The sequence below is a fragment of the Rathayibacter sp. VKM Ac-2803 genome (genome assembly GCF_009807175.1).
GTDB lineage: Bacteria > Actinomycetota > Actinomycetes > Actinomycetales > Microbacteriaceae > Rathayibacter.
In genome coordinates this window covers 869,517-896,113 of record NZ_WUCD01000001.1, presented here as the reverse complement: position 1 = coordinate 896,113, position 26,597 = coordinate 869,517, and the positions used below count along the sequence as shown (strand labels likewise).

The following is a 26,597-nucleotide window of genomic DNA, read 5'->3' as shown; positions in this document are numbered from 1 at the left end:
GGCGCCTCCGCCGTCCGACCTCTCGGCCCCGACCTCTCGGCCCCGACCTCTCCGACTCAGACGCCGAACGACTCGCGCTCGACCTTGACGCGGGTGCCGGCCTGCTCGATCACCCTGATGCGCGTGCCCTCGGGGATCGGCTCCTCCGAGTAGGCGGGGCACCGCTCGACCTCGCCCGGACCGTCGAGGCTGACCTCGCCCCCGCGCACCGAGATCGACGCGGTCGCGATGCCATGCAGGCCGATGACCGCGACCGTACCGCCGTCGGAGCCGCCGACGATGCGCCGGGTGAGACGGAGCACGATGAGATAGGAGGCCACGGCCGCGACGAACGCGGCCGCGTACGCGACGGCCGTCGGCAGGGCGAGCGACATCGTGAGCACGCCCGCCGCGCCGAAGAGCGTCGCGGCGATGCCGAGAGCGGTGCCCGACAGCGCGCTGCCGCCGACCCTCTCGAGCACGTCGCCGACCACGACCGACACCAGCAGCATCAGCAGCCCGGCGACCCCGACCACGATGAAGGTGATCATCGCGGTACCCCCTGTCCCCTCGCGATGGGTCGATCCTGGCAGCAAGCGGGGCGGCGCGGCGTCCGCCGCGAGACGGGTAGTGGAGAGCCGGCGCGCGCCGTCGCGGTGGAGGAGACCCGGGGTCGGCGCTCCGCAGGCCGGGCCTATCCTGTCAGGGTGAAGATCCTCGTCCTCGGCTCGGGTGCCCGTGAGCACGCCATCATCACCGCTCTCCTCGCTGAGGAGGAGCAGCACGAGATCATCGCGGCGCCCGGCAACGCCGGCATCGCCCGCGATGTCGAGGTCATCCACTTCGACACCAACAGCCCGCGCCTGGTCACCGACTTCGCGCTCGAGCAGGGCATCGAGCTCGTCGTCATCGGTCCGGAGGCGCCGCTGGTCGCCGGAGTCGCGGACGCGCTGCGCCAGCGCCGCATCCCGACCTTCGGTCCCGATCGCGCCGCGGCCGCGCTCGAGGGGTCCAAGACCTTCGCGAAGCGGGTGATGGACATGGCGCGCGTGCCCACCGGGCGGGCCACCCGCGTCTCGACGCTCGTCGACGCGAACCGCGTCATCGACGAGTTCGGCGCGCCCTACGTCGTCAAGGCCGACGGCCTCGCCGCGGGCAAGGGCGTCCTCGTGACGGAGTCGCGGAGCGCGGCCGTCGCGCACGCCGAGTTCTGGCTGCAGTCGGGGGACGTGCTGATCGAGGAGTTCCTCGCCGGCCAGGAGGTCTCGCTCTTCCTCCTCTCCGACGGTCACGACGTCGTCCCGCTCTCCCCCGCGCAGGACTACAAGCGCCTCGGCGACGGCGACGAGGGCCCGAACACCGGCGGTATGGGCGCGTACTCGCCCCTCCCCTGGCTCGCCGACCGCTGGGCCGACGAGCGCGCCTTCGTCGACGAGGTCATCGACACCGTCGCGATCCCGACGATCCGCCAGCTCGAGCGCGAGCGCACCCCGTTCATCGGACTCCTCTACTGCGGCCTCATCGTCACCGACGCCGGCATCCGCGTGATCGAGTTCAACGCCCGCTTCGGCGACCCCGAGACGCAGGTCGTGCTCCCGCGCCTCGCCTCGCCGCTGTCGGCCCTGCTGCACGCCGCGGCGACCGGATCGCTCGCCTCCGTGCCGTGGCCCGCCTTCACCGACGAGGTCGCGGTCACCGTCGTGCTGGCCAGCGAGGGCTACCCCGAGAACGCCGTCACCGGCCGCGCGCTGAGCGGGCTGGAGGCCGCGGCCGCCGTCCCCGGAGTCACCATCGCGCACGCGGCGACGCAGCTCGTCGACGGCCGCTTCGTCGCCACGGGCGGGCGCGTGCTGAACGTGGTCGCGCGCGGCGCGGACTTCACCGAGGCGCGAGCACGGGCGTACCAGGCGCTCGATCTGATCCACCTCGACGGCGGGCAGTACCGCCGCGACATAGCTCTTCGAGTCGCGCAGTAGCGCGCCGCGAAGAGCTATGTCGTCTGAGCCGCTCCTCGCGCGGCTCAGCGCAGTCGGCTTCTCGAAGTGGTCGCGATTCGCAGAGCGTCCTGCGTACGGCCCGCCGAAAACGCTTGGCACGCGTTCTCGGCTTCGCCTTCGACGGCCAGGGTGGTCTGCAGGTGCGCCGGAGGGCCGGCCGCCAGCCGCCGTCCATGCTGGTCGAGCCCGCAGCCCCGCAGGGGCGTATCGAGACCCACCAGCGTCAGCGGTTCACGCTTCTGCCCCGGCCTCCTGGCGGAGGTGGATGCCAATAGCCCGCTGCGCGGGCTGCGGGCTCGATCAGCGTGCAGGGGACCGTGCGCTGCACGTGGCTTCTCCGCCGAGGGCGTTCGATCCGTCACAGAACACCCGTGTCATCGAGTAGCACGGTGCATCTGTGACGAATCGGACCGGCGAGGAGCACGGGATCCCGCACGCCCGCTGGTCGAACCCGCTATCCCGGAGAGGCGCGGCGAGCAGCGAAGCCGCTTCGCGTCTCGGCATTGAGGGAGAAGTATGCCTCCGCCGGCTCCCTCCATGCTGGTCGAGCCCGCAGCCCCGCAGGGGCGTATCGAGACCCACCAGCTACAGCGGATGAGGCGTCTGCGCTCATCTCCTGACGGACGTGGATCTCGATACGCCCGCTCCGCGGGCTACTCGATCAGCCAGGAGGGGGGCCGGGTCAGCCGCGGGTCGCGACGATGTCGCGCAGGGCCTCGGCGAGGTGGGGGTGGGCGAAGGCGAAGCCGGCGTCCTCGAGGCGGCCGGGGACGACCCAGCGGCTCTTGAGCAGGAGCTCGGGCTCGGTGCGGAGCAGCAGAGTCGCCGGCTCGAGGACGAAGCGGGGAGCCGGCAGGCCGAGGCGGCGGCCGACCGTCGCGCGCAGCAGCCGCGACAGCTCGGTGTTGTCGCTGGGGTTCGGCGAGGCGAGGTTCACGGGGCCCTCGAGCGCCGACTCCTCCAGGAACAGGATCGAGCGGAAGACGTCCTCGACGTGGATCCAGCTGAAGCGCTGACGCCCGTGCGTCGGCCGGTACTCGTGATGCACCCCGGCCTCGCGTCGCGCGCGCGTGCCCGGCCAGTGCCCGTCGAACTGGGGGCCGCCGAGCCCGAGGCGCGCCAGCCGCAGCAGGATCGCCGTCGCCGGCCCGTCGCCCAGCACGATCGTCATCCGCAGCGCGACGCGGCGCACGCCCTGCGTCACGCCCGCGAAGAACGCCGCCTCCCACGCCCGGGCGACGTCGACCGAGAAGCCCTCGCCGAGCACGCCGTCGCCCTCGGTGTGGGCGCGCTCCTCCTCGTGGCGGTAGATCGTGGCCGTGCTCGCGTTCATCCACGTCCGGGGAGGCGTGGCCGCGGCCTCGATCGCCCGGTGCAGCTCCCGGGTCGTCTCGACGCGCGAGCGGAGGATCTCGGCGCGGTTCGCCGCGGTGTAGCGGCAGTCGACGCTCTTCCCGGCGAGGTTCACGAGCAGCCGGGCCCCGTCGAGGGTCCGCGTGATGCCCGCCGTGTCGCCCCAGCGCGCGTCGGGGCCGGAGCGGCCGATGCGCCGCACCTCCCAGCCGCTGTCGGCGAAGCGCCGGGCGAGGTCGGTGCCGAGGAATCCGCTCGCTCCGGCGAGGACGACGACGGGGCGGTCTGTGGCGCTCATCGCCCCATCGTGCACTACGTCAGTGCGCGCGCTCCGGCGAGAGCGCCGCCGAGACGAGCGGCGAACCCCGGAGGCACCTCGTCGGGCAGCGCGTCGACCGGCCACCATGCCACGTCGTCGCTCTCGTCGCTCACCGCGACCGGCGCGTCGGGATCGGCCACCGCCGCGTACCCCACGTCCCAGTGCGTGCTGCAGCGGCCGAATCCCGAGCCCAGTCCGTGCCGGTCGATGTCGACGGGCAGGTGCCCGAGGAGTCGGAGGTCGGCGACTCCGCTCTCCTCGCGCGCCTCGCGCAGGGCGGCGTCGGCCAGGGAGGCGTCGCCGGGCTCGACGTGCCCGCCGAGCTGGACCCAGAAGCGGCCCTTGCGGTGGAAGCAGAGCAGCACCCGGTCGAGCCCCGGCGAGAGCACGAAGCAGCTCGCGGTGAGGTGCTCGGGTCCGCCGTCGCGCTCGAGCGCCGACGCCCCACGCGCCGCGAGGAAGCCGAGGTACTCGTCGCGGAGGTCCTCGAGCGAGCCCGGCCGCCACTCCCGCAGCTCGAGCGAGACCTGGTCAGCACGCACAGTCGTCACCCGGGAGAGCGTAGGCGAGTCTCCGCTCCGGGCCCCGGACGGAGACTCGCCGGAGGCGTCAGACGGCGAGACCCGCCAGACCCTCGCGGTCGACGCGGCGGTGGAAGCGCATGCCGGCGAGGCCGCCGAGCACGGCACCGATGAGCGAGACGACGACCGCGGCGAGCGCGGTGAGGATCGCCGCGACGGTGGCGTCACCGGCGTCGAGCGGGATGGTCGGGAAGCCGCTGACGGCGGAGAGGACCTCGTTGCCGCCTCCGGTGACCGCCGAGGCGATGCCCACGAGGATCGCGACGATGACGGCCCAGGCCCACACCGCGACGCCCTGCTTCGCTCCGTTGAAGCGGGCCATGCGACCGGCGACGTAGCCGCCGGAGTAGTAGGCGACGAGGAGGATCACCAGCAGCGCGATCGCACCGACCCAGCCGAAGGCGGCGGGGTCGGCGGCGAGATCGGCCGTGACGTCCTGCGTGCCGACGACGGCCGCTCCGATCGCTGTGACGAGGGCGGTGAGGATGACCGCGAGGCCGGTCGCCGCGAGCCAGCCGAAGAAGGCGCAGCCGATCTTGAGGCCGCCGAACCTCTCGCGCTCGCGCTGCTGGATGTCCTTGCGCGCGGCGGCGCGGGCCTGCTTCGCCTCGGCCGAGTCCTGATCGAGCGGCGCGCGGTGCTCGGGGGCGGAGCCGGCAGGGGTCGAGCCGGTCGCCGGCCGACTGGTCGCGGATCCCGCGGCGGTCGCACCGGTCGCGGGCCGGCTCGTCGTGGAACCGACTCCGTCGGGAAGCTGCTCGGTCCGGTTCGGGTCGGAGCCGTCGCGGTCGGTGGGCATGCTCATGGGGACCTCCTCGGATGGCCGCGGAGTAGCGGCACTGGACCCATTGAAGGGCCTCGGCGCCTCCGCAGTCTCGGGGTTGACGGAGCCGTCAAGCCCCTGCGGGCGAGCGGCGCGACCCGCTTGCATGGGACTTCGACGAGAGGACGTGACATGACTCCGGAATCCCCCGAGCAGACCCCGCCCGGCACCGAGGCCGAGCTGACTCCGCAGGCCGATCACGGCGAGACGAGCTACCGCGGCGCGAACCGTCTCAGCGGCAAGGTCGCCCTGGTCACCGGCGCCGACAGCGGCATCGGCAAGGCCGTCGCCATCGCCTTCGCCCGCGAGGGCGCCGACGTCGCGATCTCGTACCTCGACGAGCACGAGGACGCCGAGGACACCGCGAAGTGGGTGCGCGAGGCCGGACGCCAGGCGCTCCTGCTCCCCGGTGACCTGCGCGACGCCGCGCACTGCCGCGAGGTCGTCGCGACGACGGTCGAGACGCTCGGCCACCTCGAGGTGCTCGTCAGCAACGCGGCGTTCCAGATGAGCCGCGAGGAGGTCACCGACATCCCCGACGAGGAGTGGGACCGCACGCTGGCCACCAACCTCAGCGCCTACTTCCACCTGGTCAAGGCCGCGCTGCCGCACCTCAAGTCGGGCGCCTCGATCATCGCGACCAGCTCGGTGCAGTCGGACCAGCCGTCGTACCAGCTGCTCCCCTACGCCGCCACGAAGGCCGCGATGCTCAGCATGACCGCGTCGCTCGCCCAGGCGCTCGGCTCGAAGGGCATCCGCGCGAACAGCGTGGCGCCCGGCCCGATCTGGACGCCGCTGATCCCCTCCACGATGCCGCAGGAGGCCGTCGCCGAGTTCGGCGAGCAGGTCCCGCTCGGCCGCCCCGGCCAGCCCGCGGAGGTCGCGCACGCCTACGTGCTGCTCGCCTCGGACGACGCGAGCTACATGAGCGGCTCGACGATCGCCGTCACCGGCGGGAAGCCGATCCTCTGAGCTCCCTGATCTCCCACCGAGGTGCGGTAGGTTCCGGCGCGTGAGCGTGCACATCCGGAGCATCGAGACGGCCGTCCCTCCGACCGTGCTGCAGCAGTCCGGCATCCGCGATCTCTTCGCCGAGCAGCCCGGCGTCACCCGCCTGGCGTCGCGGCTGATCGGAGCGGCGTTCAACGCCTCCGGCATCGACACGCGCAACACGGTGGTCGACGAGCTCGACCGTAGCGAGTACGAGGGCGAGAGCGTCTTCTACGACCGCGAGTCGGGGCTGCTGCTCGACCCCGGCACGGCGGCCCGCAACGCCCTCTACACCGCCCGTGCTCCCGAGCTCTTCACGGAGGCGGCCCGCCGCGCCCTCGAGTCCGCCGAGTTCGGGCCGACCGACGTCACGCACGTCGTGACCGTCTCGTGCACCGGCTTCTACGCACCCGGACCCGACTACCAGCTCGTGCGCCGGCTCGGCCTCGCGCCGTCGACGCAGCGCTTCCACCTCGGCTTCATGGGCTGCTACGGCGCCTTCCCCGGCCTCCGCGCCGCCCAGGCGTTCTGCGAGGCCGACCCGGAGGCGGTCGTGCTCGTCGTCGCGGTCGAGCTGTGCAGCATCCACCTCACCGCCTCGAACGACCCCGAGCAGATCGTCGCGTCCTCCGTCTTCGCCGACGGAGGCGCCGCCGCCGTCGTCACGGCGCGCGAGCCCGCCCCCGGCACGGCGGTGCTCGAGATCGACTCCCTCGCCTCCACCCTCACCCCCGAGGGAGAGGACGAGATGGCGTGGACGATCGGCGACCACGGCTTCGCCATGAGGCTGAGCACCTACGTGCCGGCGATCATCGGCAAGAACATCACGGAGGCGCTCGCCGCACCGCTCGGCGAGGTCGGCCTGGGTGTCGGCGACATCGCCCGCTGGGCCGTGCACCCCGGCGGCCGCAGCATCCTCGACCGCGTGCAGAGCGCGCTCGAGCTCGACGACGAGCAGCTCGCCCCCTCGCGCGAGGTGCTGCGGACGAACGGCAACATGTCGAGCGCGACGGTGCTGTTCATCCTGCGCCGCCTCCTGCACGGCGAGGCGCGCGACGGCGAGCGGATCGGCGCGATGGCGTTCGGGCCGGGCCTCACCGTCGAGATGGCACTGCTCACCAAGCGGGGCGGAGCGTGAGCGTCCGCGCATCCCTCCGCCCGGACCTCCGGCAGCGCGAGACCGAGGCGCGCGAGCTGATGGACGACCCCGACTGCGATCGGGCGCTGCTCGACGCGACCTACGCGCGGTTCCCGAGGGTGAACCGGCTCGTCTCGGGGTGGCGCGGGCTGTACCGGGCGCGGGTGCGGCCCCTCCTCAGCGCCGGCGATCCCGTGCGACTGCTCGACATCGGCTCGGGCGGGGGCGACATCGCCCGCTCGCTCGCCGGCTGGGCCCGCGAGGACGGCCTGCGCCTGTCGATCACCGCAGCGGATCCGGACGAGCGCGCCTACGCCTACGCCACGTCGACTCCCGCACCGGCCGGGGTCGAGTTCCGTCGGGCGAGCAGCTCCGAGCTCGTCGCCGAGGGCGCGAGCTTCGACATCGTCGTGTCGAACCACCTGCTGCACCACCTCGATCCGGAGGCGCTCCAGTCGCTCCTCGCGGACAGCGAGCGGCTCGCCCCGCGCGCCCTGCACAACGACATCGAGCGCTCGCGGCTGGCCTACACGGCCTACGCGATGGCGACCCGGCCGATCGCGGCGGGCTCGTTCCTGCACTACGACGGGTCGCTGTCGGTGCGGCGCAGCTACACGGCGCCGGAGCTGCGCGCCGTGGCCCCCGAGGGCTGGCGGGTGGAGCGGGCGGCTCCGTACCGGCTGCTGCTGGTGCGCCAGGTGCCGTCGAGCTAGGGCTTCGGCGGCTCGTTCTGCGAGCGGAAGTACTGCCAGCCGGCGAGCGCCAGGATCAGCACGCCGCAGACGATGGTGATGATGTCGGGGACGGTCACGCCGTCGGCGGCGGAGGAGATGCCGGCACCGAGCAGCAGCACGCCTCCGATGAGGTAGAGGATGACCCTCGTCTTCACGGCACTTCGCTTTCGTCGGACGGCACGGACTCCTGGAGGGTATCCCGTCCGGCTGGCAGACCTTCGGCTCGTGGGACCGGGTTCGGCTCTCAGGAACGTGTTCGGCTCTCGGAATCACGTTCGGCTCGCTGGAACCGCCCGAATCGGCGAGCCGAACCGGATTCGACGAGCCGGAGGTGCCGCCCGCCCGGGTTCCTGAGCCCGACGGCCCTGCCTCTCAGCCTCGCGCTCGTCAAGCCCACCCCCCGTCTCAGGGTCAGGTCGTAGCGTCGTCCTCAGCGTCCCGACGGTGTCCCGCCGGACGCGCCGACGGACGGAGACGATGATGACCGAGACCGCGCGAGCAACCGGCCTGCCCACCTTCACGAGCCAGCAGGACGCGAGCACCACCAAGGAGCCGACCGAGGCGCGCCGAGCGCCCGACTCCGCGTCGACCTCGAGTCAGCAGGTCATCGGCTGCCGGATCGACGTGAGCGGCCGCACCTTCACCGTCGAGCTCGAGATGGCCGGCATCTTCCTCCGCCAGGTGCGCAGGAGCCTGCGCGACGGCACCGGCGCCTCCGTGCTGCTGCGGCACGTCGACGGCATCGAGATGATCCCTTTCACGCGTGCGACGCCCTTCGAGGTGACCGACATCGTCTGCCCCGAGGGCGTCGAGCCGGCCGAGGCGCGCGCCGCGGCCGGCCTGCGTGCTCGCTAGGGCCTGTTGAACACGAGACCGCCGTCTCGAGCACGGCCTGATCGTGCGATCTGCAAGGAGCGGATCGAAGGCCCATGCGGGCATGGGCCGAGATCCGCGACGCCGCAGATCGTGCGATCAGGCTGAGCGGAGCACGCGGGATCGTGTTCGACAGGCCCTAGGCGGGCAGCGACTGCTCGATGAGTCCGACGATCTTCGGGTCGTCGGGCTCGACGGTCGGGCGGAAGCGGTGCACGGTGCCGTCGGCGGTGACGAGGAACTTCTCGAAGTTCCACTTCACGCGGCCGGCCTTGCCGCTGTCGTCCTCGGTCTTCGTCAGCTCCGCGTAGAGCGGGTGGGCCGAGCGTCCGTTGACCTTGACCTTCTCGAACATCGGGAACGTCACGCCCCACGTCGTCGAGCAGTACTCCTTGATGCGGTCCTCGTCGCTCAACTCCTGCAGGAACTGGTTGCTCGGGAAGCCGAGGACCGTGAAGCCGCGGTCGCCGTACGTCTTCTGCAGGGCTTCGAGCTTCTCGTACTGCGGCGCGAGTCCGCAGCGGGAGGCGACGTTGACGATGAGCTTCACCGGCGCGTAGTCGGCGAGCGTGGACGGCGTGCCGTCGATCGTGGTGAGAGGGATGTCGGTGATCGTCACAGGATCTCCTTAGAAGGCGGGATCGCCAGGCTATCGATCGGAGCCGGGAGCGCGCCGCGAGTCCTCCACAGGCCCTCCCTGCCGGCCGATCTCGCCACCTCGGCGCAACTCCCTCCCACTGACGGCGCCGCGGCACCACCATGGAGCCATGGCCCCCTCGTCGCAGCAGCTCGTCTCGGTGGGTGGGCGGCGCCTCCGCCTGACCAACCTCGACAAGGTCGTCTATCCCGAGGCGGGGTTCACCAAGGCCGACGTCCTCGCGTACTACGCCTCGGTCGCCTCCGCGATGCTGCCGCACCTGGCCCGGCGGCCGGTGACCCGCAAGCGCTGGGTCGACGGCGTCGGCACGGCCGAGCACCCGGGCGAGGTCTTCTTCGAGAAGAACCTGCCCTCCTCCGCGCCCTACTGGATCAGCCGGGCGCGCCTCAGCCACTCGTCGCGCGACGTCGAGTACCCCCTCGTCGACGACGTGGCCGGCCTGACCTGGCTCGCCCAGCAGGCCGCCCTCGAGCTGCACGTGCCGCAGTGGCGGGTCGGCTCCGACGGCGAGCGCCGCCCGCCCGACCGGCTGGTGCTCGACCTCGACCCGGGCGAGGGGGCCGGGCTCGCCGAGTGCGCCGAGGTCGCCTTCCTCGCGCGCGACCTGCTCGAGGGGATGGGGCTCGAGCCGTATCCCGTGACGAGCGGCAGCAAGGGCATCCACCTCTACTGCCCGCTGGAGGCGTCGGCGACGAGCGACCAGATCTCGTCGGTCGCGCACGAGCTCGCGAAGGTGCTCGAGGCCGACCACCGCGATCTCGTGGTGTCCGACATGAAGAAGACGCTGCGCGACGGCAAGGTGCTCGTCGACTGGAGCCAGAACAGCGCAGCGAAGACGACGATCGCGCCGTACTCGCTCCGCGGGCGGCTGCTGCCGAGGGTGGCGGCCCCGCGCACGTGGGACGAGATCGGCGAGTCCGATCTGCGGCACCTCGCCCCCGACGAGGTGGTCGACCGGCTGCGCTCCGGCGGCGATCTGCTGCGCCCGGTGCTGGCCTCCCGCGGGGCGGGGCTCGAGCCCACTCCCGAGCGGTTGGCGGGGTTCGCGGCGACCGACGCCTCCGCCGATCGCCTCGCCGCCTACCGCAGCATGCGCGACGCGTCGAAGACCCCCGAGCCGGTGCCCGATCCCGGCGCCGGGATCTCGTCGTCCGGAGACACCTTCGTGATCCAGGAGCACCACGCACGGCGCCTGCACTACGACTTCCGCCTCGAGCACGACGGCGTGCTGGTGAGCTGGGCCGTGCCGAAGGGCCCGCCGCTCGTCGGCGACCCCAACCGGCTCGCGGTGCAGACGGAGGATCACCCGCTCGAGTACGCGACGTTCGAGGGCACCATCCCGGCGAAGGAGTACGGAGGCGGCGAGGTCCGCATCTGGGACGAGGGGACCTACGCGCTCGAGAAGTGGCGCGAGGGCGAGGAGGTGATCGCCGTTCTGACCGGTCGGCCCGACGGCGGGCTCGGCGGTGAGCCGCGCCGGTACGCGCTGCTGCACACGGGCGCGAAGGGCGGAACGGGCGACGAGAAGAACTGGCTGCTGCACCTGATGACGGGAGGCCCTGGCAAGCACGCGCCGCAGGGGCGAGGTGCCGCCACTCCGCGCGCCGCTCCTCGACAGCTCGTGGACCTCCGGCCCATGCTCGCGACCGCCGGCCGCGCCGGGGAGATCGACCCCGACGCCGCGATCGAGATGAAGTGGGACGGCTACCGCGCCCTGGTCCGAGTGAGCGGCGGAGTCGTCACCCTGACCAGCCGCAACGGCAACGACCTGACGCCGGCGTTCCCCGACCTCCTCGCGCCGATCGCCGAGGCCTGCGGCGACGCCGTGCTCGACGGCGAGATCGTCGCGCTCGACGCGCGAGGCCGACCCGACTTCGGGCTGCTGCAGACGCGCGGCGGGCTGACGAAGCCGCGCGAGATCGAGGCCGCGGTACGCGCGACTCCGGTGCACCTGATGGTGTTCGACGTGCTCGAGCTCGCGGGCTCGGCGGTCACCGGAGTCGCCTACGACGAGCGCCGCGCCGCCCTCGTCGACGCCGTGGTCGAGAACGAGCGGGTGCACGTCCCCTCGGTCTTCGAGGGCGACCTCGACGAGGCGATGGCCACGAGTCTCGCGCTGGGTCTGGAGGGCGTCGTCGCCAAGCGCCGCTCCTCCAAGTACCAGGCGGGCAGCCGCTCCCGGGACTGGATCAAGCTGACCCACCACCGCGTGCAGGAGGTGGTGATCGTCGGCTGGCGCCTCGGCGAGGGCGGACTGCAGGGCTCGGTGGGGTCGCTGCTGACGGCGATCCCCTCAGCCGACGGCCACCTCGAGTACTCGGGCCGCGTCGGCACCGGCTTCAGCGACCGCGAGCGGCGCGGCCTCGTCGACCGCCTCGCCGAGCACGCGACCGACGAGCCGGCGGTCTCGGTGCCGCCGGAGGAGTCGCGCGACGTGCGCTGGGTCGCGCCCGTGCTGGTCGGCGAGGTGCGGTACCGCGAGCGCACCGCCTCCGGAACCCTGCGCCACAGCGTCTGGCGCGGCTGGCGCGCCGACAAGTCGGCGAGCGAGGTGCGGGCGGAGTAGGCGGGCGCGGGCGGCGCCGCCTACGATTCGCCGCGGGGGTGTCGCATGCGGACAGGACGACGACCGCGGGCCGCGGCAGCAGCAGTCGGCGCGCTGCGGGTCGGAGCCGTCGCGGCCCGGCGACTGTGGGCGGTCGACGAGCGGCCGGACGACGGCGAGCCGACTCCGTGACCTGGGATCCGACGGCGTCGAGGAGGAAGGTCGCGCTGTCGATCGCCCTCGCGTCGGTCGGCGGGGTGGGGCTGGCGGTGACCGCGGTGCTCGCCGCTCTCTGCGTGCTCGCCTCGCTCGCCGCGGTCGGCCTCTGCGCCGCCACCTACCGGGGCGTGTTCGTCGAGGTCTACGACGAGCCGATCGACTGCCTCGCGGAGCCCGCCTGGGCCTTCTTCTGCTGGTTCTCGATGGTCGGCCTCGGGGCGCTGGCCTCGTTCGGAGCGCTCCTGATCGGATCGGGCCGACCGGCCGTCGGCCTCACGGTCGCCGCGGTGATCGCGCTGGCGACGATCACGGCCGGAGCGCTGACGAGCGAGCCGCTCGCCCCCTGGTGGCCCTGGGTCTGAGCCCGGCTCCCGAGACGCACCCCCTCAGTCCAGCCGCACCCCGCGCAGCAGCACCAGCGTCGACCCGACCACCACGCCGGTCCCGATCAGCACCCCGCCCGCGCCCGCTGCCGCGGCGATGACTCCGAGCAGCGACGGCAGCGCGATCAGACCGACCCGGTTGCCCGCGAGCCGCAGCGACAGCGCGCGCCCGTGGCGGTCGGCGGGCGTCCGCTCGATCAGCCACGACATCGTGATCGGCTGGCCGATGCCGAGTCCGAGGCCCATCAGCGCCACGGCCACGAACAGCAGGGCCGTCGGCGCCGGCAGCGCGACCAGCACCAGGCAGACCGCCGAGACGACGATCCCGGCGACCATCACGCGGGTGCGGCCGAGGCGCGCCGTCACCACTCCGAGCAGGAGGCGCGACGCCATCGACGCGAGCGCCCGCACGGTCAGCAGCGCCCCGACGACGCCCGCGGGCAGGCCGCGCTCAGCGCCGAGGGCCGGGAGGTAGACGATGGTCAGGTCGACGGCGGCCACCACGATCGCGCTCGTCGTGAGCGCCCGCGCGAGGCCGGGCATCCGCAGCAGGCTCAGCGTCGAGCCCTCGGACGGTGTCTCGGCGACTCGCCGCGGCGCAGACCGGATAGCGACCGTCACCACGAGCAGCATCACCGCCAGCACCCCGCCGACGACGAACAGCGGTGCCGGATCGGGCCGCACCGCGCCGCCCGCGAACAGCGGGATGAACGCCGGACCGATCGCCTGCCCGAGCGACGCGGCGAACGTGTAGTAGCCGAACCGGCTGTCGAGGCGCGTTCCCGCCGCGCCTCCCGCGACCACCGCCTGCTGGCCGACGACGCAGCCCAGGTGCCCTGCGCCGAGCAGGGCGATGCCGATGAGCAGGCCGGCGATCGTGCCGCCCGCGAGCAGCAGCACCACCGCGGAGGCGACCGTCACCGCCGAGCCGCCCGCCATCACGATTCGCGCGCCGACCCGGTCGACGAGCCCGCCGACGGGCAGGGCGATCAGCAGCGGCACTACCGCGAAGGAGGCGCCGAGCGCTCCGAGCGCGAACGCCGGCACATCGAGCTGGATCGCCTGGTAGACCGCAGCGGGCCGCAGCAGGAACGCGACGGCCTGGATCAGCGTCGCGTGCACGAGGAGCGCCGAGGTCGAGAGGGCTCGCACGGTGGCCTCCCTCTCGGCGGTCGAGGCGTGCGCAACCGAGGTCGAGAGCGCGCCTCGACCACGCTAACGGGCTGACGGCGATCCTCGACCTCGGTTCTGCACGTGGTCGCGCCGCCTCACTCCGCCCGGGCGTGCTCCGGCAGCGTCCCCACGCGGTGGCGCCCGCGCAGCCGGTACCAGCCGAGCCCCACGGCCACCACGACTCCGATCACCGCGAACGCGATGTACCGCAGGGGCCCGTCGCCGTAGACCTCGACGCGCGGCCAGGCGAGGTTCACCGTCATCGCCGCGCCCCACAGCACCGCGACGAGGTTCACCGGCAGCCCGAACCGGCCGAGCGAGAAGTACCCGCCGGAGGAAGGCGCCCACTGCCCTCGCAGCCGCTGGAGCAGCAGCGGCACCGTGACCAGCAGGTAGGCGACGTAGATCATGATCACGGCCACGCTCGTCACCGCCGTGAAGATCTCGGGGGTGCCGATGTTCACCGCGAGGATCAGCACGGCGAGCACCCCGACCACGACGGCGGGCAGCACCGGAGTGCCGTGGCGCGAGTCGATGCGGGCGAGTCGGGCGCTCCCGGGCAGCGCATTGTCGCGGGCCATGGCGAAGACCATCCGGATGCCCGCGGTGTGCACGGCCAGCGCGCAGACGGTGATCGCGACGACGACGCAGACCAGCAGCACGCGGCCGAGCGGGCCGCCCAGCACCTGCAGCACGATCAGCTGCAGCCCGCCCGTCGCCAGCGCCGGGTCGGAGAGGTCGGGCGCGGCCAGGATCCCGAACAGCAGGATCAGCCCGCCGATCACGAACGAGGCGACGACCGCGCGCAGGATCGCGGTCGGGGCGGTGCGACGCGGATCGACGGTCTCCTCGCTGAGCGAGCCGGCGGTGTCGAATCCGTACATCACGTAGGCGGAGGCGATCGCGGCGATGAGGAACGCGCCCGCGTAGCCTCCGGACGTGCCGCCGGGCACCTCGATCAGCACGGTCGGCGGATTCACGATGTTCACGGCCAGGAGGATCACGAGCAGCACGGCCGCGATCAGCTCGATCAGCACTCCGGTGCTGTTGATCCGCGCCATCAGCTTGACCCCGAAGGCGTTCACCACGGTCGTGAAGGTCACGAGGATCGCGCCCCAGATCACCGCGCTGACGCCGGCGCTCGCGCCCGTGCCGTCGCCGACCAGCTGGAAGCCGCTCCAGATCTGCGGCAGCGTCACCTGGTAGGCGAGCACCACCGCGGCGAGCGTGACGACGGAGGCGGTGGCCATCATCCACCCCGCGAGCCAGCTGACGGTCGGGCCCGCCACGCGCTTGCTCCAGTTGTAGACCGAGCCGGCCACCGGATAGCGCGCCGCGAGCTCGGCGAAGCAGAGCGCCACTGCGAACTGCCCGACGAACACCATCGGCCACGACCACCAGTACGCGGGGCCGCCGAAGCCGAACCCGAAGCCGAAGAGCTGGAACGTGCCGGTCAGGATCGAGAGGTAGCTGACCCCGGCGGCGAAGCTGCCGAAGCGCCCGATGCCGCGGGTCAGCGACTGCCGGTATCCGAACTCGGCCATCCCGTCATCGGCCACTCGACTGGTCACGCGGCCACACTGCCAGGTGAGTGACCCCGGCGGCCGCCCCGCGCACGTTCGGGGGTGAAGATCGCGACCTCCCGCTACCCTCGAATCCTGCGACGGGAGCTCTGAATGCTGGCGACGATCCTCGAGGTCCTCTCCCTCGTCGGCATCCCCCTCGGCCTCCTCGTGCTCGGCGCGAGCCTGATCGCCCTGGTCGCCGACGGGCGGTGGATCAGCACGACCGCCTATCTCGAGGACGGACCGCCGCGCGCGCTGCACTGGATCAGCGACGACGGCGAGGTCGGCTCGCGCGCGCTCCGCGACGACGACCCGCTGGCTCCGCGCGGCGACTCCGACCGCCGCTCCGTCTACTACCGCGAGGACGAGCCGGCGCGGATCCGGCTCCACCGCCGGAGCGAGGCGTTCCGCGTCCTGAAGCTCGTCGGCCTGCTCCTGACCGGGATCGGCGTCGCCTGCGGGATCGTCTCGACGGTGCTGCAGATCCTCGGGGTGTGACGCGCCAGGCGAGGTGACCCTTCCTCCGAGTTAGGTTAGGCTCCCCTCATGAATCGCATTCTGAGAAGTCGCACAGCCATGCCCGCCGGACTCGCCGCGGTCGCTCTCCTCCTCGCCGGCTGCTCCTCGTCCGCCTCCGACGCCGAACCGAGCGCGGACGCCACGGTCGTCGTCGAGAACGCGAAGCCGACCCTGACGCTCGTCGACGAGGACGGCGAGCAGTCGTACCAGGAGGACCGCACCGTCGCCCGCGACTCCGTCGAGGTGCCGCTGTCCCCCTCCGCCGTGGTGACCTTCGACATCGCGACCCTCGACACGCTGCACACGATCGGCGCGGGCGAGGCCGTCGTCGCGATCCCCGATGCGACGCTGCCCGACTACCTGTCGGAGTACGCCGATCTGCCGAAGGTCGGCACGCTGTTCGAGCCCGACTTCGAGGCCGTCGCCGAGCTCGACCCCGACCTGATCGTCACCGCCGCGCGCAGCACCGGCCAGTACGACGAGCTGTCCGAGATCGCCACCACCATCGACCTGACCGGCAGCTATGCCGGCACCTTCGATCCGGCCGCCGCGCTCGAGCGCGCCACCCAGCTCGGTGAGATCTTCGAGCGCGAGGACGAGGTCGCCGAGGCGGTCGCCGAGACGGAGGAGCTCGCCTCGACCATCAGCGGCAGCGCCTCGGGCACCGCCCTGGTTCTCTCGGTCTCGGGCGGCGAGTACAGCGCCTTCGGCGAGGGCTCGCGCTTCGGCTACTTCTTCGACGGCCTCGGCTTCACCCCCGCGGTCCCTGCGGCCGAGCTGCCCGGCACCGAGGGATCGCCGCACGGCGACACGGTGACCAACGAGTTCATCCTCACCGCGGCACCCGAGTGGATCTTCGCCTTCGACCGCGGCGCCGCCACGGGCGAGGCGAGCACCGCCGAGCAGACCCTCGACAACGCCCTGGTCGCCGAGACCCCCGCCGCGCAGGACGACCGCATCGTGCTGCTGCCCGCCAGCGAGCTCTACATCGTGATCAACGGGCTCACCTCGGTGCAGAACGTCCTCGAGTCGGTGCACGACGCGATGCAGAGCTGAGCGGCGACCGACTCCCCGTGACTCCCCGCTCGCTGATCGTCGCGGGGGTGGCCCTCGTGGCCGCCCTCGCGACGATCTCGCTGTTCCTCGGCGTCGCCGAGCTCGACGCCTTCGTCCTCGTCGAGAGCAGGCTGCCGCGCACCCTGGCCCTGCTGCTCGCCGGATCGGCCTTCGCCGTCATCGGGCTGATCATGCAGCTGCTGACCCGCAACCGTCTCGTCGAGCCCGGGACCACCGGCGCGACCGACGCGGCCACCCTGGCACTGCTCGCGATCCTCCTCCTCGCCCCCGATCTGCCGATGGGGGCGAAGGCGGCCCTCGCGTCGGTCGGCGCTCTCGCCGGGGTGCTCGGCTTCCTCGCCCTGGCGCGACGCATCCCCTCGCGCTCGAGCGTGCTCGTGCCCGTGGTCGGCATCCTCTACGCGGGGGTGATCGGAGCCGCCACCACGTTCATCGCGTACCGCACCGACGCGCAGCAGGAGCTGCTCAACTGGGGTGTCGGCGACTTCTCGGGCATCCTCCGCGGGCGCTACGAGATGCTCTACGTCGCGGCGGCCGCGGCGGCCGTCGCCTGGATCGCCGCCGACCGCTTCACCGTGGTCGCCCTGGGCGAGGACACCGCCCGCGGCCTCGGGCTCGACACCCGGGCCGTCATGCTGACCGGAGTCGTCATCATCGCCGTCGTCACGGGGGTCATGATCGTCGTGACCGGGGCGCTGCCCTTCCTCGGACTCATCGTGCCCAACCTGGTGAGCCGCATGGTCGGCGACAGCATGCGCCGCTCCGTGCCCCTCGTCGCCCTGCTCGGAGCAGCCCTGGTCCTGGCCTGCGACATCATCGGCCGCACCGTCCGGTTCCCCTTCGAGCTGCCGATCTCGCTGGTGATGGGGATCGTCGGCGGAGTCGTGTTCCTCCGCCTGCTGATCGGGCCGGCACGTCGACGGGCGGCCTCGTGACCCTGCGCTCCCCGTCGCTCCGCCTCCTCCTCCTCGCCACGGCGGCCGTGGCGGTCGTCGGCCTCTACCTCCTCACCGACCTCCCCGGGCGCTGGGAGTACGCTCTCGGGCTCCGCGGTCGCACCGTGCTCGGGATGGCGATCGCCGCCTCCGCCATCGGAGTCGCGACCGTGCTCTTCCAGACGATCACCGCGAACCGCATCCTGACGCCGGGGATCATGGGCTTCGACGCCGTCTTCCTGATGATGCAGGTGGTGGTCGCCTTCGCCGTCGGGCCGATGCTGCTGGTCGCCGCACCTCCCCTCGTGACGTGGCTCGCCGAGCTCGTGCTGATGACGGGAGTCGTCGTCGCGCTCTACTCCTGGCTCTTCGTGCGGCGCAGGCTCGATCTGCACGTGATCGTCCTGGCCGGCCTCGTCCTGGGGGTGCTGCTCCGCTCGATCACGGGGTTCCTGCAGAGGCTCCTCGACCCCGACACCTTCGCGATCGTGCAGAACCTCACCTTCGCGAGCTTCACCTCGGTCGACCGGGAGCTCCTGCTCCCGACGGGCGTCCTGGTCGTCGCGGCGATCGCCGCACTGTGGCCGATCCGCCGCGCGCTCGACGTGCTCGCGCTCGGCGAGGCGACCGCGGTGTCGCTGGGGGTCGAGCACCGCCGCACGGTGATGCACGTGGTCCTCGCGATCGCGGTGATGGTCGCGGCCTCGACGGCGCTCGTCGGCCCGGTCGCCTTCTTCGGGCTGATCGTCGCGAACGTCGCCTACGGAGTGGTCGGCCATCGCCATCTGCGCAGCATCCCGGCCGCGGTGCTGGTCGGAGTGGTCGCCCTGGTCGGCGGGCAGCTCGTCCTCGACCGCGTGCTCGGATTCGGCACCGAGCTCCCCGTCGTCATCGAGTTCGTCGGCGGCATCCTCTTCCTCCTCCTCGTCCTCACCGGAAGGGCCCGCTGACATGATCCGCACCACCTCCGTCATCAAGCGGCACGGCCCCCTGGTGGCCGTCGACGGCGTGACCCTCGAGATCGGAGTCGGCGTCACCGCGATCATCGGGCCCAACGGCTCGGGCAAGTCGACGCTGCTCTCCGCGATCGGCCGGCTGGTGAAGGCCGACGAGGGCACCGTCACCGTCGACGACCTCGACGTCGCGACCACCCGCTCGCGCGAGATCGCGACGCGCCTGGCGATCCTCCGCCAGGACAATCACCTCGCGATCCGACTGAGCGTGGAGGAGCTGGTCGCCTACGGTCGATTCCCGCACGGAGGCCGGGGCACCTCCCCGGAGGACCGCGCCCTCGTCGATGCGGCGATCGCTGCGCTGGACCTCTCGACGGTGCGCGACCGGTTCCTCGACGAGCTCTCGGGCGGCCAGCGCCAGCGCGCGTTCGTCGCGATGGCGCTCGCGCAGGACACCGACCACCTCCTCCTCGACGAGCCCCTCAACAACCTCGACCCGCGCCACGGCGTCGTGCTGATGAAGCTGCTGCGCCGCCTCGCCGACGAGCGGAGGATGACGATCGTCGTGGTGCTGCACGACATCAACGTCGCAGCGCAGTTCGCCGACCGCGTCATCGCCCTCCGGGACGGGCGGGTGGTGCACCACGGGTCGGTGGTGGAGGTGGTGACGGCGTCGCACCTCGAGGCGCTCTACGACACCCCCGTCGCGGTCGAGCGAGTGGCGGGTCGGCACGTCGTCCTGTGGCTGTGACCCGCTTCGTCGTCGCCGACGAAAGGCCGTTCTGTCGCTAGCCCCCGCCACCGCGCGCATGTTAACGTGAACACCAGCCGCCTCCACGTTCCCCGACGGCCCTGCACCTCCCCGATCCGAAAGGTCTCGACGATGAGACGACGCTCCCCGGAGCCCGCTGCCGCCGCGCCCAGGCGCCGCGCACGTTCCCTGTTCCTCGCAGCCCTCGCCTGCACGAGCGTCGCCCTCGGAGGCGCCCTCGTCCCCGTGAGCGCCCAGGCGGTCGACGTCCCCGCGCCCACCGCGCACTACGACATGTCGCACGCCGGCTCCGCCCTGCTCGACATCTCGGGCAACGGGCGCAACGCCACCCTCACCGGTCTCACCGACGCCTCGTTCGCCGACGCGGGCGGCGACCAGGTGGCCCGGTTCAAGAACAACGGCTACGCAGCCCTCCCCAAGGGGCTCGTCACCGGCACCGACAACGCCTTCGCCGTCGAGTACACGGTCAAGACGCAGACCTCGGCCAACCAGTTCGGCTGGGTCATCGGCGACGGAGTCGGCACCTGGAACACCACGCAGCTCGGCAACCACGTCTTCGTGAACCCGCGCAGCTCCGAGGGCGGCTACAGCAACCAGGTGCTCTCGGGCATCCGGGTGAAGGACACCGGCAACGGCGAGACCCGCCTGCCCGCGGGCGGCGGCCTCAACCCCGGCTTCACGACGCTCACGCTCGTGGGCTCGGGCACCGGATCGAGCACGACGCTCACGCTCTACCGCGACGGCACGCAGATCTCGACCGTCACGGCGAGCAAGTCGATGGCGAGCATCATCCCGACCGGGTCGACCCTCGGCTACCTCGGCCGCTCGCTCTACACCGGCGACGCACTGCTCACCGCCGACGTCACCGACGTCAAGTTCTGGGACACCGCGCTCACCGCCGACCAGGTCGCCTCGAGCATGCCGACCGCGGCCGCCAAGTCGGCGTCGACCTCGGCGCTGCTGCGCTCAGACGTCCTGCCGGTGCTGCTCGCGGACAACCCGTCGCTCACCACGGTCTCGTCGAACCTCACCCTGCCGGCCACCAGCAGCGGAGTCACGCTCACCTGGTCGTCGTCGAACCCCGCGGTCGTGTCGAGCACCGGAGTCGTCTCGCGCAGCATCGCGCAGGACACCCCGGTCACGCTCACCGCCACCACGAGCCTCGGCACCACGCTGACCTTCGACGTGATCGTGCTCGCTCCGAGCATCAACGACGACCTCGACGCCCTCGCCCTCGCGAGCCGCACCACCGAGAACCTGCCCCTCGTGGTCACCGGCGCCAAGAACGGCACCGCCATCACCTGGACCTCCTCCGACCCGGCGCTCGTCACTCCGACGAGCACCGGCTACGTCGCCCCGGCCGTCGGCGCCGCCGACCCGTACCGCGGCGGAGGAGTCGTCACCCGTCCCGCCTACGGCTCGGGCGACAAGACGGTCACCCTGACCGCGAACGCCACGCTCAACGGAGTCTCGGAGTCGCGCACCTTCACGCTCACGGTCGCCGAGCTCGGTCGCACGGCACCCGACGCGGGTTACGCCTCGGCGTACTTCAAGTCGGACGGCGACGAGAAGATCTACCAGGCGGCGACGTCGGGCAACGACTTCTTCACCTTCTCGCCGGTCAACAACGGTCAGGCCGTGATCACCTCGACCACCGACACGAGGGGTCTGCGCGACCCGTTCATCCTCCGCTCCCACAACGGCGACAAGTACTACATGGTCGCCACCGACCTCTGCATCTCGTGCGGCACCTCCTGGGGCGACGCGCAGTCGAAGGGCAGCCTCAAGATCGAGGTCTGGGAGTCGGTCGACCTGGTGAAGTGGACGCGCACCAACGGCGTCGACACCGGCATCACGGTCAACCAGCCGGCCGCCGGCATGACCTGGGCCCCGGAGGCGTACTGGGACGACGCGCTGCAGTCGTACGTCGTCTTCTTCTCCTCGCGCCTCTACTCCGACGCGACGAAGACGAACAGCGACAAGCTCTACTCCCGCGTCTTCTCGGTGATCACCCGCGACTTCCGCACCTTCACGTACCCGCCCGCCACCTGGCAGGACACCGGCTACGCGCGGATCGACTCGACGATCACCAGGATCGGCGACTACTACTACCGCTTCACCAAGAACGAGGAGGGCGGCGCGGCCGGCACCCTCGAGGCGGGCAAGGACATCTTCCTCGAGAAGTCGAAGGTGCTGACCGCGCCGACGACGTCGTCGAACTGGACCGCCGACCCGAACACGACGTGGCAGCTCACCGACACGAACATGACGCGGCTCGAGACCGGTCAGGAGGGTGAGGGCCCCGAGATCATCAAGCTGAACGCGGGCGACCCCAACGACACCACCGCGAACGGCGACGGCTACGCGTTCCTCGTCGACAACTACGGCAGCGGCGGCTACAAGGCGTTCGTCACCAGCGGCGCGGCGATCGCGGGGAGCACGCAGAGCGCGCGCCTCTCGAAGTCGGCGGACTGGACCGTCTCGACCAAGGGCGGCCTCCCGGCCAGCCCGCGCCACGGAGCGTTCGTGAGCGTCCCGCAGAGCGTCCTCACCGCGATGAAGACCTGGACGGGGATCGCCGCAGTCGACTCCACGACCACCCTCACCGCCCAGGGCCGCACCGTGACCGCGACGGTCGCCGCGGCCGACGAGGGCGAGGTCGCCGGCACCGTCACCTTCACCGGGGGCGCCTGGTCGAGCACCGTCCCGCTCGCGGGCGGCTCGGCGAGCGCCACCGTCCCGGCCGAGGTCGGCAGTGTCACTGCGACCTACAACGGCTACACGGACGAGCGGGTGAACACGTCGGCCTCGGCCGCGGTGTCGCTCGACACGCTCGAGCTCGCTCCGGTGGGCTCGACGCGCTGCGTGGCCGGCAAGGTCGTGCTCTCGGTGACCGTCAAGAACAACGACACCGCGGCGGCGACCGTGACGATCGCCTCCGACCACGGCACGAAGTCGTTCGCCTCGGTCGCTCCCGGCTCCTCGGCCTCGGCCGCGTTCACCACGCGCCTGAAGGCGATGCCGGCCGGCTCGGTGACGGTGACCGGTTCGGCGGCGAACCAGCCGCCGTACTCGACGAGCGTCCCCTACGCGGCGGCGACCTGCTGACGCGCTGAGCGCTGAAGGGCCCCCTCCCACCGCTCACCGCGGTCGGGCGGGGGCCCTCTCGGTCGGGGCGGCGGACGCATGGCGCAGCACCAGCCGCGCCGTGAGCCCGCCGCCGGGGGTGTCCACCAGCTCGATCGCGCCGTTGTCGTGCTCGACCAGCTGGCGAGCGATGGCGAGCCCCAGGCCGGAGCCGCCCGGCGCCGTGCTCCAGAAGCGGTCGAACGCGCGCTCCCGCTCCGCGGTGGTCATGCCCGGCCCGTCGTCGACGATCTCGACGATCACCCGGTGCTCCTCCGCTCGCGCCCGCAGCACGACCCGCCCGCCGCCAGCGCTCTCCCGCAGCGCGTTGTCGACCAGGTTGTCCACGGCCTGCTCGAGGTGCCCGGGAGTCACGAGAGCCTGCAGATCCGACGTGGGGACGAGGTCGAGCCGCGCACCGGCCTCCTCGGCCGACGCCTGCCAGAACGACCAGCGCGCCTCGAGCACGGCCGCGACGTCGACCGGCTCGCGGGGGCGCGACGACGCCCGGGTCTGCGCGAGGACCAGCAGGTCCGAGACGAGGCGGCTCAGCCGGCCCGCCTCGCCGAGGGCACGATCGACGGCCAGCCGGTCGGCCGGATCCCCGAGGCGGTCGCGGAGGTTGTCGAGACTCAGGCGCAGAGCGGTGAGGGGCGTCCGCAGCTGATGGGAGGCGTCGGCCGCGAACGACTGCTGCGCCGAGAGCAGCCCGTCGATCCGATGAGCACCGTCGTTGAGCGTCTCGGCGAGCCTCCGCGTCTCGGGCGGGCCCACCTCGGCGGGGTCCAGCCTCGCCCGGAAGTCGCCGCGCGACATCCGCCCCGCCATCCCGTCGAGCAACCGCAGCGGCCGGAGGAGCGAGGTCGCCACCAGGGCGCCGGCGAGACCCGAGAGCAGCAGCACGACCGCTCCGGCTCCGAGCCGGAACAGCCACACCCCGCGCAGCTGAGCGTCGACGGGCGCGGTCGGGAGGGTCAGCCGCACCGCACCGACGGCGGTTCCCTCCTCCGAAGCCGCGGGTACCGTCACCTGCAGGCCCCGCTCGCCGAGGACCGACTCCGGTACGACCCGCGCACGCTCCTCGCCCGCCAGGGCCGCGGCGAAGTCGGCGTCGTCGGCACCCGCCACCTCGCGGCCGAGCACCGGGCTGCGGTCGGCAGCGATCAGCTCGACCCGGCCGGCGGTCTGGCGCTCGACCTCCGCGCGGAGGCGCTCCACCGCCAGACGCGCGCCGCTCGAGGTCGCCTGGTCGGCGTCGGTGGCCGGCGCGAGGAGCACCGCGATCGTGCGCGCCTCGCGGAGGGCGACGTCCCGCTGGCCGCCGCGCAGCTGCTGATCGAGGTTGAAAGCGACCGGCACGGTGAACGCGATGAGCGCGAGCGCCACGATCAAGAGGTACGACGCGACGAGTCGGCGTCGCATCAGGGGCGCTCCAGGCGGAATCCGACGCCGCGGATCGTGGTGATCGCGGCGACCGACCCGAGCTTCTGCCGCAGGACGGAGATGTGGACGTCGAGCGTGCGGGTCGAGCCGAACCAGTGGCTGTCCCAGACCTCGTCGATGAGCGCCTCACGGGTGAGGACCGTGCCGGCCCCGCGGGCGAGTGCGACCAGCAGGTCGAACTCCTTGGGCGCCAGCGCGAGCTCCTCGCCGTCGGAGTGCACCCGGCGGGCCGCGACGTCGATGCCGAGCCGCCCGAGCACGAACGCGGGCGCGGCGGCGTCGCTCCGACCGGCATCGATCGCGCCCCGCCTCCTGGTCACCGCGCGGATCCGCGCGATGATCTCCCGCACGCCGAAGGGCTTCGCCACGTAGTCGTCGGCGCCGACCTCGAGGCCCGCGACCGTGTCGATCTCGTCGCCCCTGGCCGTGATGACGATGATCGGCACGTCGGAGTCGGCGCGGAGACGCCGGCAGACGTCCAGGCCGTCGATGTCGGGCAGCCCGAGATCGAGGAGGACGACGTCCGGCGCCTCGGCGTCGAGCGCCTCCTGGCCGGTGGTCACGCCCGTCACGTCGTAGCCGTAGCGCTCGAGCCCCTCGGTCAGCGAGTCCGCGATCGAGGGGTCGTCCTCCACGAGCAGGATGCGCACGGATCACTGTCCCATCGGTGTCAGGAGGAGGGCGTCGCGGTCACTCCGCGACCGGCTCCTTCGAGGAGTGGTGCTCGACGATCCTCCACTCGCCGTCGATGTCGGCGTAGACGAAGGTGAAGCGGGCCGGCACGACATCGCCGGAGGCGCCCATCGTGAACGTGTAGAGCCCCGAGTGCGAGGCGTAGCCCTCGCCGAGGTCGCGGACGACGCTCTCGGTGATCACTCCGGAGGGCTCGTTCTCGAGGAACGACTCGAAGTAGCCGAGCCGCTCCTCGGGAGTGTCGTGGATGCCGGGTGCGACGGTCGGCAGGAGGACGGCGTCCTCGGCGTAGTGCTCGTCGACCTGCTCGGGGTCGCCGGTGGCGAGGGAGGCGTTCCACTCGTCGAAGAGCGCCGTCACCTCGGCCTCCGTGGGGGCGGCCGTCACCGTGTCGTCCGAGGCGGCCTGCGCCGCTCCGGCGCTGCAGCCGGTGAGGGCGAGGACCGCCGCGGCGGGCAGGGCGAGCAGGGAGAGGGAGGTGCGGGTGCGGGGAGTCATCGTGGGGTCCTTCGCGTCGAGATCCGGGATGCCGGTCCGGCGATCGCCGGTGCATCCACTCTCTCGAGACCCCTGTCAGCGCCCCGTCAGCGCAGTGTCAGCGCTCGGTCAGCACTTCGCCGAGGCCCCCTGACGCCTCCCGCGTCAGCTCGTCGGCGCCAGCAGGTCGGCGTGGTGCACCTCGGCCACGTTCGGGTGCGCGCGGAGGCGGTACCGCAGCGCGTTCTCGCCGTAGGTCTCGAGGATCGGGCTGTTGGTCGGGTCGACCGACAGCCCCGACTTGAGCTCCTCCGGCAGCGGGAGGGACGGCATCGTCGAGTCGAGCGAGGGGTTGAAGAAGAACGGGATCGAGATGCGGTCGGTCCCGATCAGCGGCGAGATCACGCGGTGCAGCGTCGCCTTGAGGTAGCCGCCGGTCGCGAGCTCGAGCATCTCGCCGATGTTGACGACGAAGGCGCCGGGCATCGCGGGAGCCTCGATCCAGTCGCCGTCGTGCTCGACCTGCAGGCCGCCCTTGCCCTCCTCGACCAGCAGCAGCGTGAGCACGCCGCCGTCGCGGTGCGCGCCGACGCCCTGCTTGGGCTCGGGGTCGGAGGTGCCCGGGTAGCGGACGACCTTCACCAGCGAGAACGGCTTCTCGGCGAACGCCTCGTCGAACACGTCGGCCGGGGCGTCGAGCGCGACGGCCCAGGTGCGCAGCAGGCGGATCGCCACCGCGGCCAGCTCCTCGTGCCAGCGCTCGAACAGCGTGCGGAACTCCGGCAGCGCCTCGGGCCAGAGGTTCGGGCCCTCGAGGCGCTGGTAGTCGGGCACCTCCGGCCCCTGCGCGATGACGTCGCGGTCGATGCCGATGTCGACCTGCTCGCGGTAGTCGACGTCGCCGTTGGTCAGCTCGGCGCCGAAGCGCGTGTAGCCGCGGAACTGCGGGCTCAGCGTGTTCTCGATCGCGAGCTTGTCCGCCTCCGGCAGGTCGAAGAAGCGGCGGGACACGGCTACGACGTCGTCGAGCAGGTCCTGCGGCACTCCGTGGCCGACGAGGTAGAAGAAGCCCACGTCGTGGGTGGTCTCGCGGAGGTCGCGGCGGAAGGCGGCGGCCTCCTCCTCCCCCTGGTCGAGGCGGGACAGGTCGAGGATCGGCAGGGAATCAGTCATGGGGAAAGCCTTTCGCAGATCGGAATCTCCGGACCCATTGTTACGACAACTAAATGCGAGAACCCCGGCAGTGTGCGGGGACGCCGGATCTCCGGGCCT

The 26,597-nt window shown here is 72.3% G+C and carries 25 protein-coding genes; 13 read left to right on the top strand and 12 right to left on the bottom strand.

Annotated features, from left to right (window positions below):
• Positions 1–56: 56 nt before the first annotated feature.
• On the bottom strand, positions 57–530 hold the full coding sequence (locus GRS96_RS04160; RefSeq protein WP_159987793.1) for an NfeD family protein: 474 nt from the start codon (positions 528–530) through the stop codon (positions 57–59).
• A 156-nt stretch (positions 531–686) separates the two neighbouring features.
• Between GRS96_RS04160 and purD the strand changes: the two genes are divergently transcribed.
• Complete coding sequence (gene purD / locus GRS96_RS04155; protein WP_159987792.1) at positions 687–1,955, top strand: phosphoribosylamine--glycine ligase; 1,269 nt, start codon at positions 687–689, stop codon at positions 1,953–1,955.
• A 703-nt stretch (positions 1,956–2,658) separates the two neighbouring features.
• Here the strand turns inward: purD and GRS96_RS04150 are convergent.
• Genes GRS96_RS04150 through GRS96_RS04140 form a run of 3 tightly spaced genes read right to left on the bottom strand, consistent with a single transcriptional unit; the run spans position 2,659 to position 5,034 of the window.
• Positions 2,659–3,627, bottom strand: coding sequence for an epimerase (locus tag GRS96_RS04150; protein WP_159987791.1), 969 nt, complete (start codon positions 3,625–3,627; stop codon positions 2,659–2,661).
• Positions 3,628–3,641: 14 nt separating this feature from the next.
• A complete protein-coding gene (locus GRS96_RS04145; protein ID WP_236553558.1) occupies positions 3,642–4,199 on the bottom strand; it encodes an NUDIX hydrolase in 558 nt (185 codons plus the stop codon).
• A gap of 58 nt (positions 4,200–4,257) precedes the next feature.
• On the bottom strand, positions 4,258–5,034 hold the full coding sequence (locus GRS96_RS04140) for a hypothetical protein (RefSeq protein WP_235022119.1): 777 nt from the start codon (positions 5,032–5,034) through the stop codon (positions 4,258–4,260).
• A gap of 150 nt (positions 5,035–5,184) precedes the next feature.
• Here GRS96_RS04140 and GRS96_RS04135 point away from each other — a divergent pair, with 150 nt between their 5' ends.
• The 3 genes from GRS96_RS04135 to GRS96_RS04125 are packed head-to-tail and all read left to right on the top strand — an operon-like array spanning position 5,185 to position 7,893.
• Positions 5,185–6,024 (top strand): SDR family oxidoreductase, encoded by an 840-nt coding sequence (locus GRS96_RS04135; protein WP_159987790.1) that lies wholly within the window; start codon positions 5,185–5,187, stop codon positions 6,022–6,024.
• Positions 6,025–6,064: 40 nt separating this feature from the next.
• Positions 6,065–7,180: a type III polyketide synthase gene (locus GRS96_RS04130; RefSeq protein ID WP_159987789.1), complete on the top strand. Its 1,116-nt coding sequence runs from the start codon at positions 6,065–6,067 to the stop codon at positions 7,178–7,180.
• Positions 7,177–7,893, top strand: a complete 717-nt coding sequence (locus tag GRS96_RS04125; RefSeq protein WP_236553557.1) for a class I SAM-dependent methyltransferase — start codon at positions 7,177–7,179, stop codon at positions 7,891–7,893. The genes GRS96_RS04130 and GRS96_RS04125 overlap by 4 nt, the downstream gene beginning before the upstream one ends.
• Here GRS96_RS04125 and GRS96_RS04120 read toward each other — a convergent pair.
• Entirely contained in the window at positions 7,890–8,069 is a 180-nt protein-coding gene (locus GRS96_RS04120) for a hypothetical protein (RefSeq protein WP_159859647.1), read from the bottom strand. The two genes, GRS96_RS04125 and GRS96_RS04120, sit on opposite strands and share 4 nt — an antisense overlap.
• 322 nt (positions 8,070–8,391) lie before the next feature.
• Here GRS96_RS04120 and GRS96_RS04115 point away from each other — a divergent pair, with 322 nt between their 5' ends.
• Positions 8,392–8,769: a hypothetical protein gene (locus GRS96_RS04115; protein WP_159859650.1), complete on the top strand. Its 378-nt coding sequence runs from the start codon at positions 8,392–8,394 to the stop codon at positions 8,767–8,769.
• Between the two features lie 157 nt (positions 8,770–8,926).
• Here GRS96_RS04115 and GRS96_RS04110 read toward each other — a convergent pair whose 3' ends face one another.
• A complete protein-coding gene (locus GRS96_RS04110) occupies positions 8,927–9,406 on the bottom strand; it encodes a glutathione peroxidase (RefSeq protein WP_159859653.1) in 480 nt (159 codons plus the stop codon).
• A gap of 148 nt (positions 9,407–9,554) precedes the next feature.
• Here GRS96_RS04110 and GRS96_RS04105 point away from each other — a divergent pair, with 148 nt between their 5' ends.
• Positions 9,555–12,011: an ATP-dependent DNA ligase gene (locus GRS96_RS04105; protein ID WP_159987788.1), complete on the top strand. Its 2,457-nt coding sequence runs from the start codon at positions 9,555–9,557 to the stop codon at positions 12,009–12,011.
• A gap of 167 nt (positions 12,012–12,178) precedes the next feature.
• Positions 12,179–12,571 (top strand): hypothetical protein, encoded by a 393-nt coding sequence (locus GRS96_RS04100; RefSeq protein WP_159987787.1) that lies wholly within the window; start codon positions 12,179–12,181, stop codon positions 12,569–12,571.
• A 24-nt stretch (positions 12,572–12,595) separates the two neighbouring features.
• Here the strand turns inward: GRS96_RS04100 and GRS96_RS04095 are convergent, their stop codons facing one another.
• Both GRS96_RS04095 and GRS96_RS04090 read right to left on the bottom strand, forming a co-directional pair.
• Positions 12,596–13,744: an MFS transporter gene (locus GRS96_RS04095; RefSeq protein ID WP_159859662.1), complete on the bottom strand. Its 1,149-nt coding sequence runs from the start codon at positions 13,742–13,744 to the stop codon at positions 12,596–12,598.
• Between the two features lie 116 nt (positions 13,745–13,860).
• On the bottom strand, positions 13,861–15,336 hold the full coding sequence (locus tag GRS96_RS04090; protein ID WP_328612390.1) for an APC family permease: 1,476 nt from the start codon (positions 15,334–15,336) through the stop codon (positions 13,861–13,863).
• Between the two features lie 105 nt (positions 15,337–15,441).
• Between GRS96_RS04090 and GRS96_RS04085 the strand changes: the two genes are divergently transcribed.
• From GRS96_RS04085 to GRS96_RS04060, 6 genes are all read left to right on the top strand, one after another.
• A complete protein-coding gene (locus tag GRS96_RS04085; protein ID WP_159859665.1) occupies positions 15,442–15,828 on the top strand; it encodes a hypothetical protein in 387 nt (128 codons plus the stop codon).
• A 78-nt stretch (positions 15,829–15,906) separates the two neighbouring features.
• Positions 15,907–16,905: a siderophore ABC transporter substrate-binding protein gene (locus GRS96_RS04080; protein ID WP_159859668.1), complete on the top strand. Its 999-nt coding sequence runs from the start codon at positions 15,907–15,909 to the stop codon at positions 16,903–16,905.
• A gap of 17 nt (positions 16,906–16,922) precedes the next feature.
• The gene (locus GRS96_RS04075) at positions 16,923–17,861 is read left to right on the top strand and encodes an iron chelate uptake ABC transporter family permease subunit (protein ID WP_236553556.1); all 939 of its coding nucleotides are present in this window, start codon (positions 16,923–16,925) and stop codon (positions 17,859–17,861) included.
• Positions 17,858–18,811: an iron chelate uptake ABC transporter family permease subunit gene (locus tag GRS96_RS04070; protein ID WP_159859671.1), complete on the top strand. Its 954-nt coding sequence runs from the start codon at positions 17,858–17,860 to the stop codon at positions 18,809–18,811. The genes GRS96_RS04075 and GRS96_RS04070 overlap by 4 nt, the downstream gene beginning before the upstream one ends.
• 1 nt (position 18,812) lies before the next feature.
• Positions 18,813–19,565: an iron ABC transporter ATP-binding protein gene (locus GRS96_RS04065; RefSeq protein WP_159987786.1), complete on the top strand. Its 753-nt coding sequence runs from the start codon at positions 18,813–18,815 to the stop codon at positions 19,563–19,565.
• A 132-nt stretch (positions 19,566–19,697) separates the two neighbouring features.
• Positions 19,698–22,694 (top strand): immunoglobulin-like domain-containing protein, encoded by a 2,997-nt coding sequence (locus GRS96_RS04060; protein WP_159987785.1) that lies wholly within the window; start codon positions 19,698–19,700, stop codon positions 22,692–22,694.
• 33 nt (positions 22,695–22,727) lie between these two features.
• Here the strand turns inward: GRS96_RS04060 and GRS96_RS04055 are convergent, their stop codons facing one another.
• From GRS96_RS04055 to GRS96_RS04040, 4 genes are all read right to left on the bottom strand, one after another.
• Entirely contained in the window at positions 22,728–24,134 is a 1,407-nt protein-coding gene (locus GRS96_RS04055) for a sensor histidine kinase (RefSeq protein WP_159987784.1), read from the bottom strand.
• A complete protein-coding gene (locus tag GRS96_RS04050) occupies positions 24,134–24,805 on the bottom strand; it encodes a response regulator transcription factor (RefSeq protein WP_159859683.1) in 672 nt (223 codons plus the stop codon). Before GRS96_RS04050 ends, GRS96_RS04055 begins: the two co-directional genes overlap by 1 nt.
• 40 nt (positions 24,806–24,845) lie before the next feature.
• Positions 24,846–25,346, bottom strand: a complete 501-nt coding sequence (locus GRS96_RS04045) for an SgcJ/EcaC family oxidoreductase (RefSeq protein WP_159859702.1) — start codon at positions 25,344–25,346, stop codon at positions 24,846–24,848.
• A 144-nt stretch (positions 25,347–25,490) separates the two neighbouring features.
• A complete protein-coding gene (locus tag GRS96_RS04040; RefSeq protein ID WP_159859705.1) occupies positions 25,491–26,498 on the bottom strand; it encodes an isopenicillin N synthase family dioxygenase in 1,008 nt (335 codons plus the stop codon).
• Between the last annotated feature and the right edge of the window lie 99 nt (positions 26,499–26,597).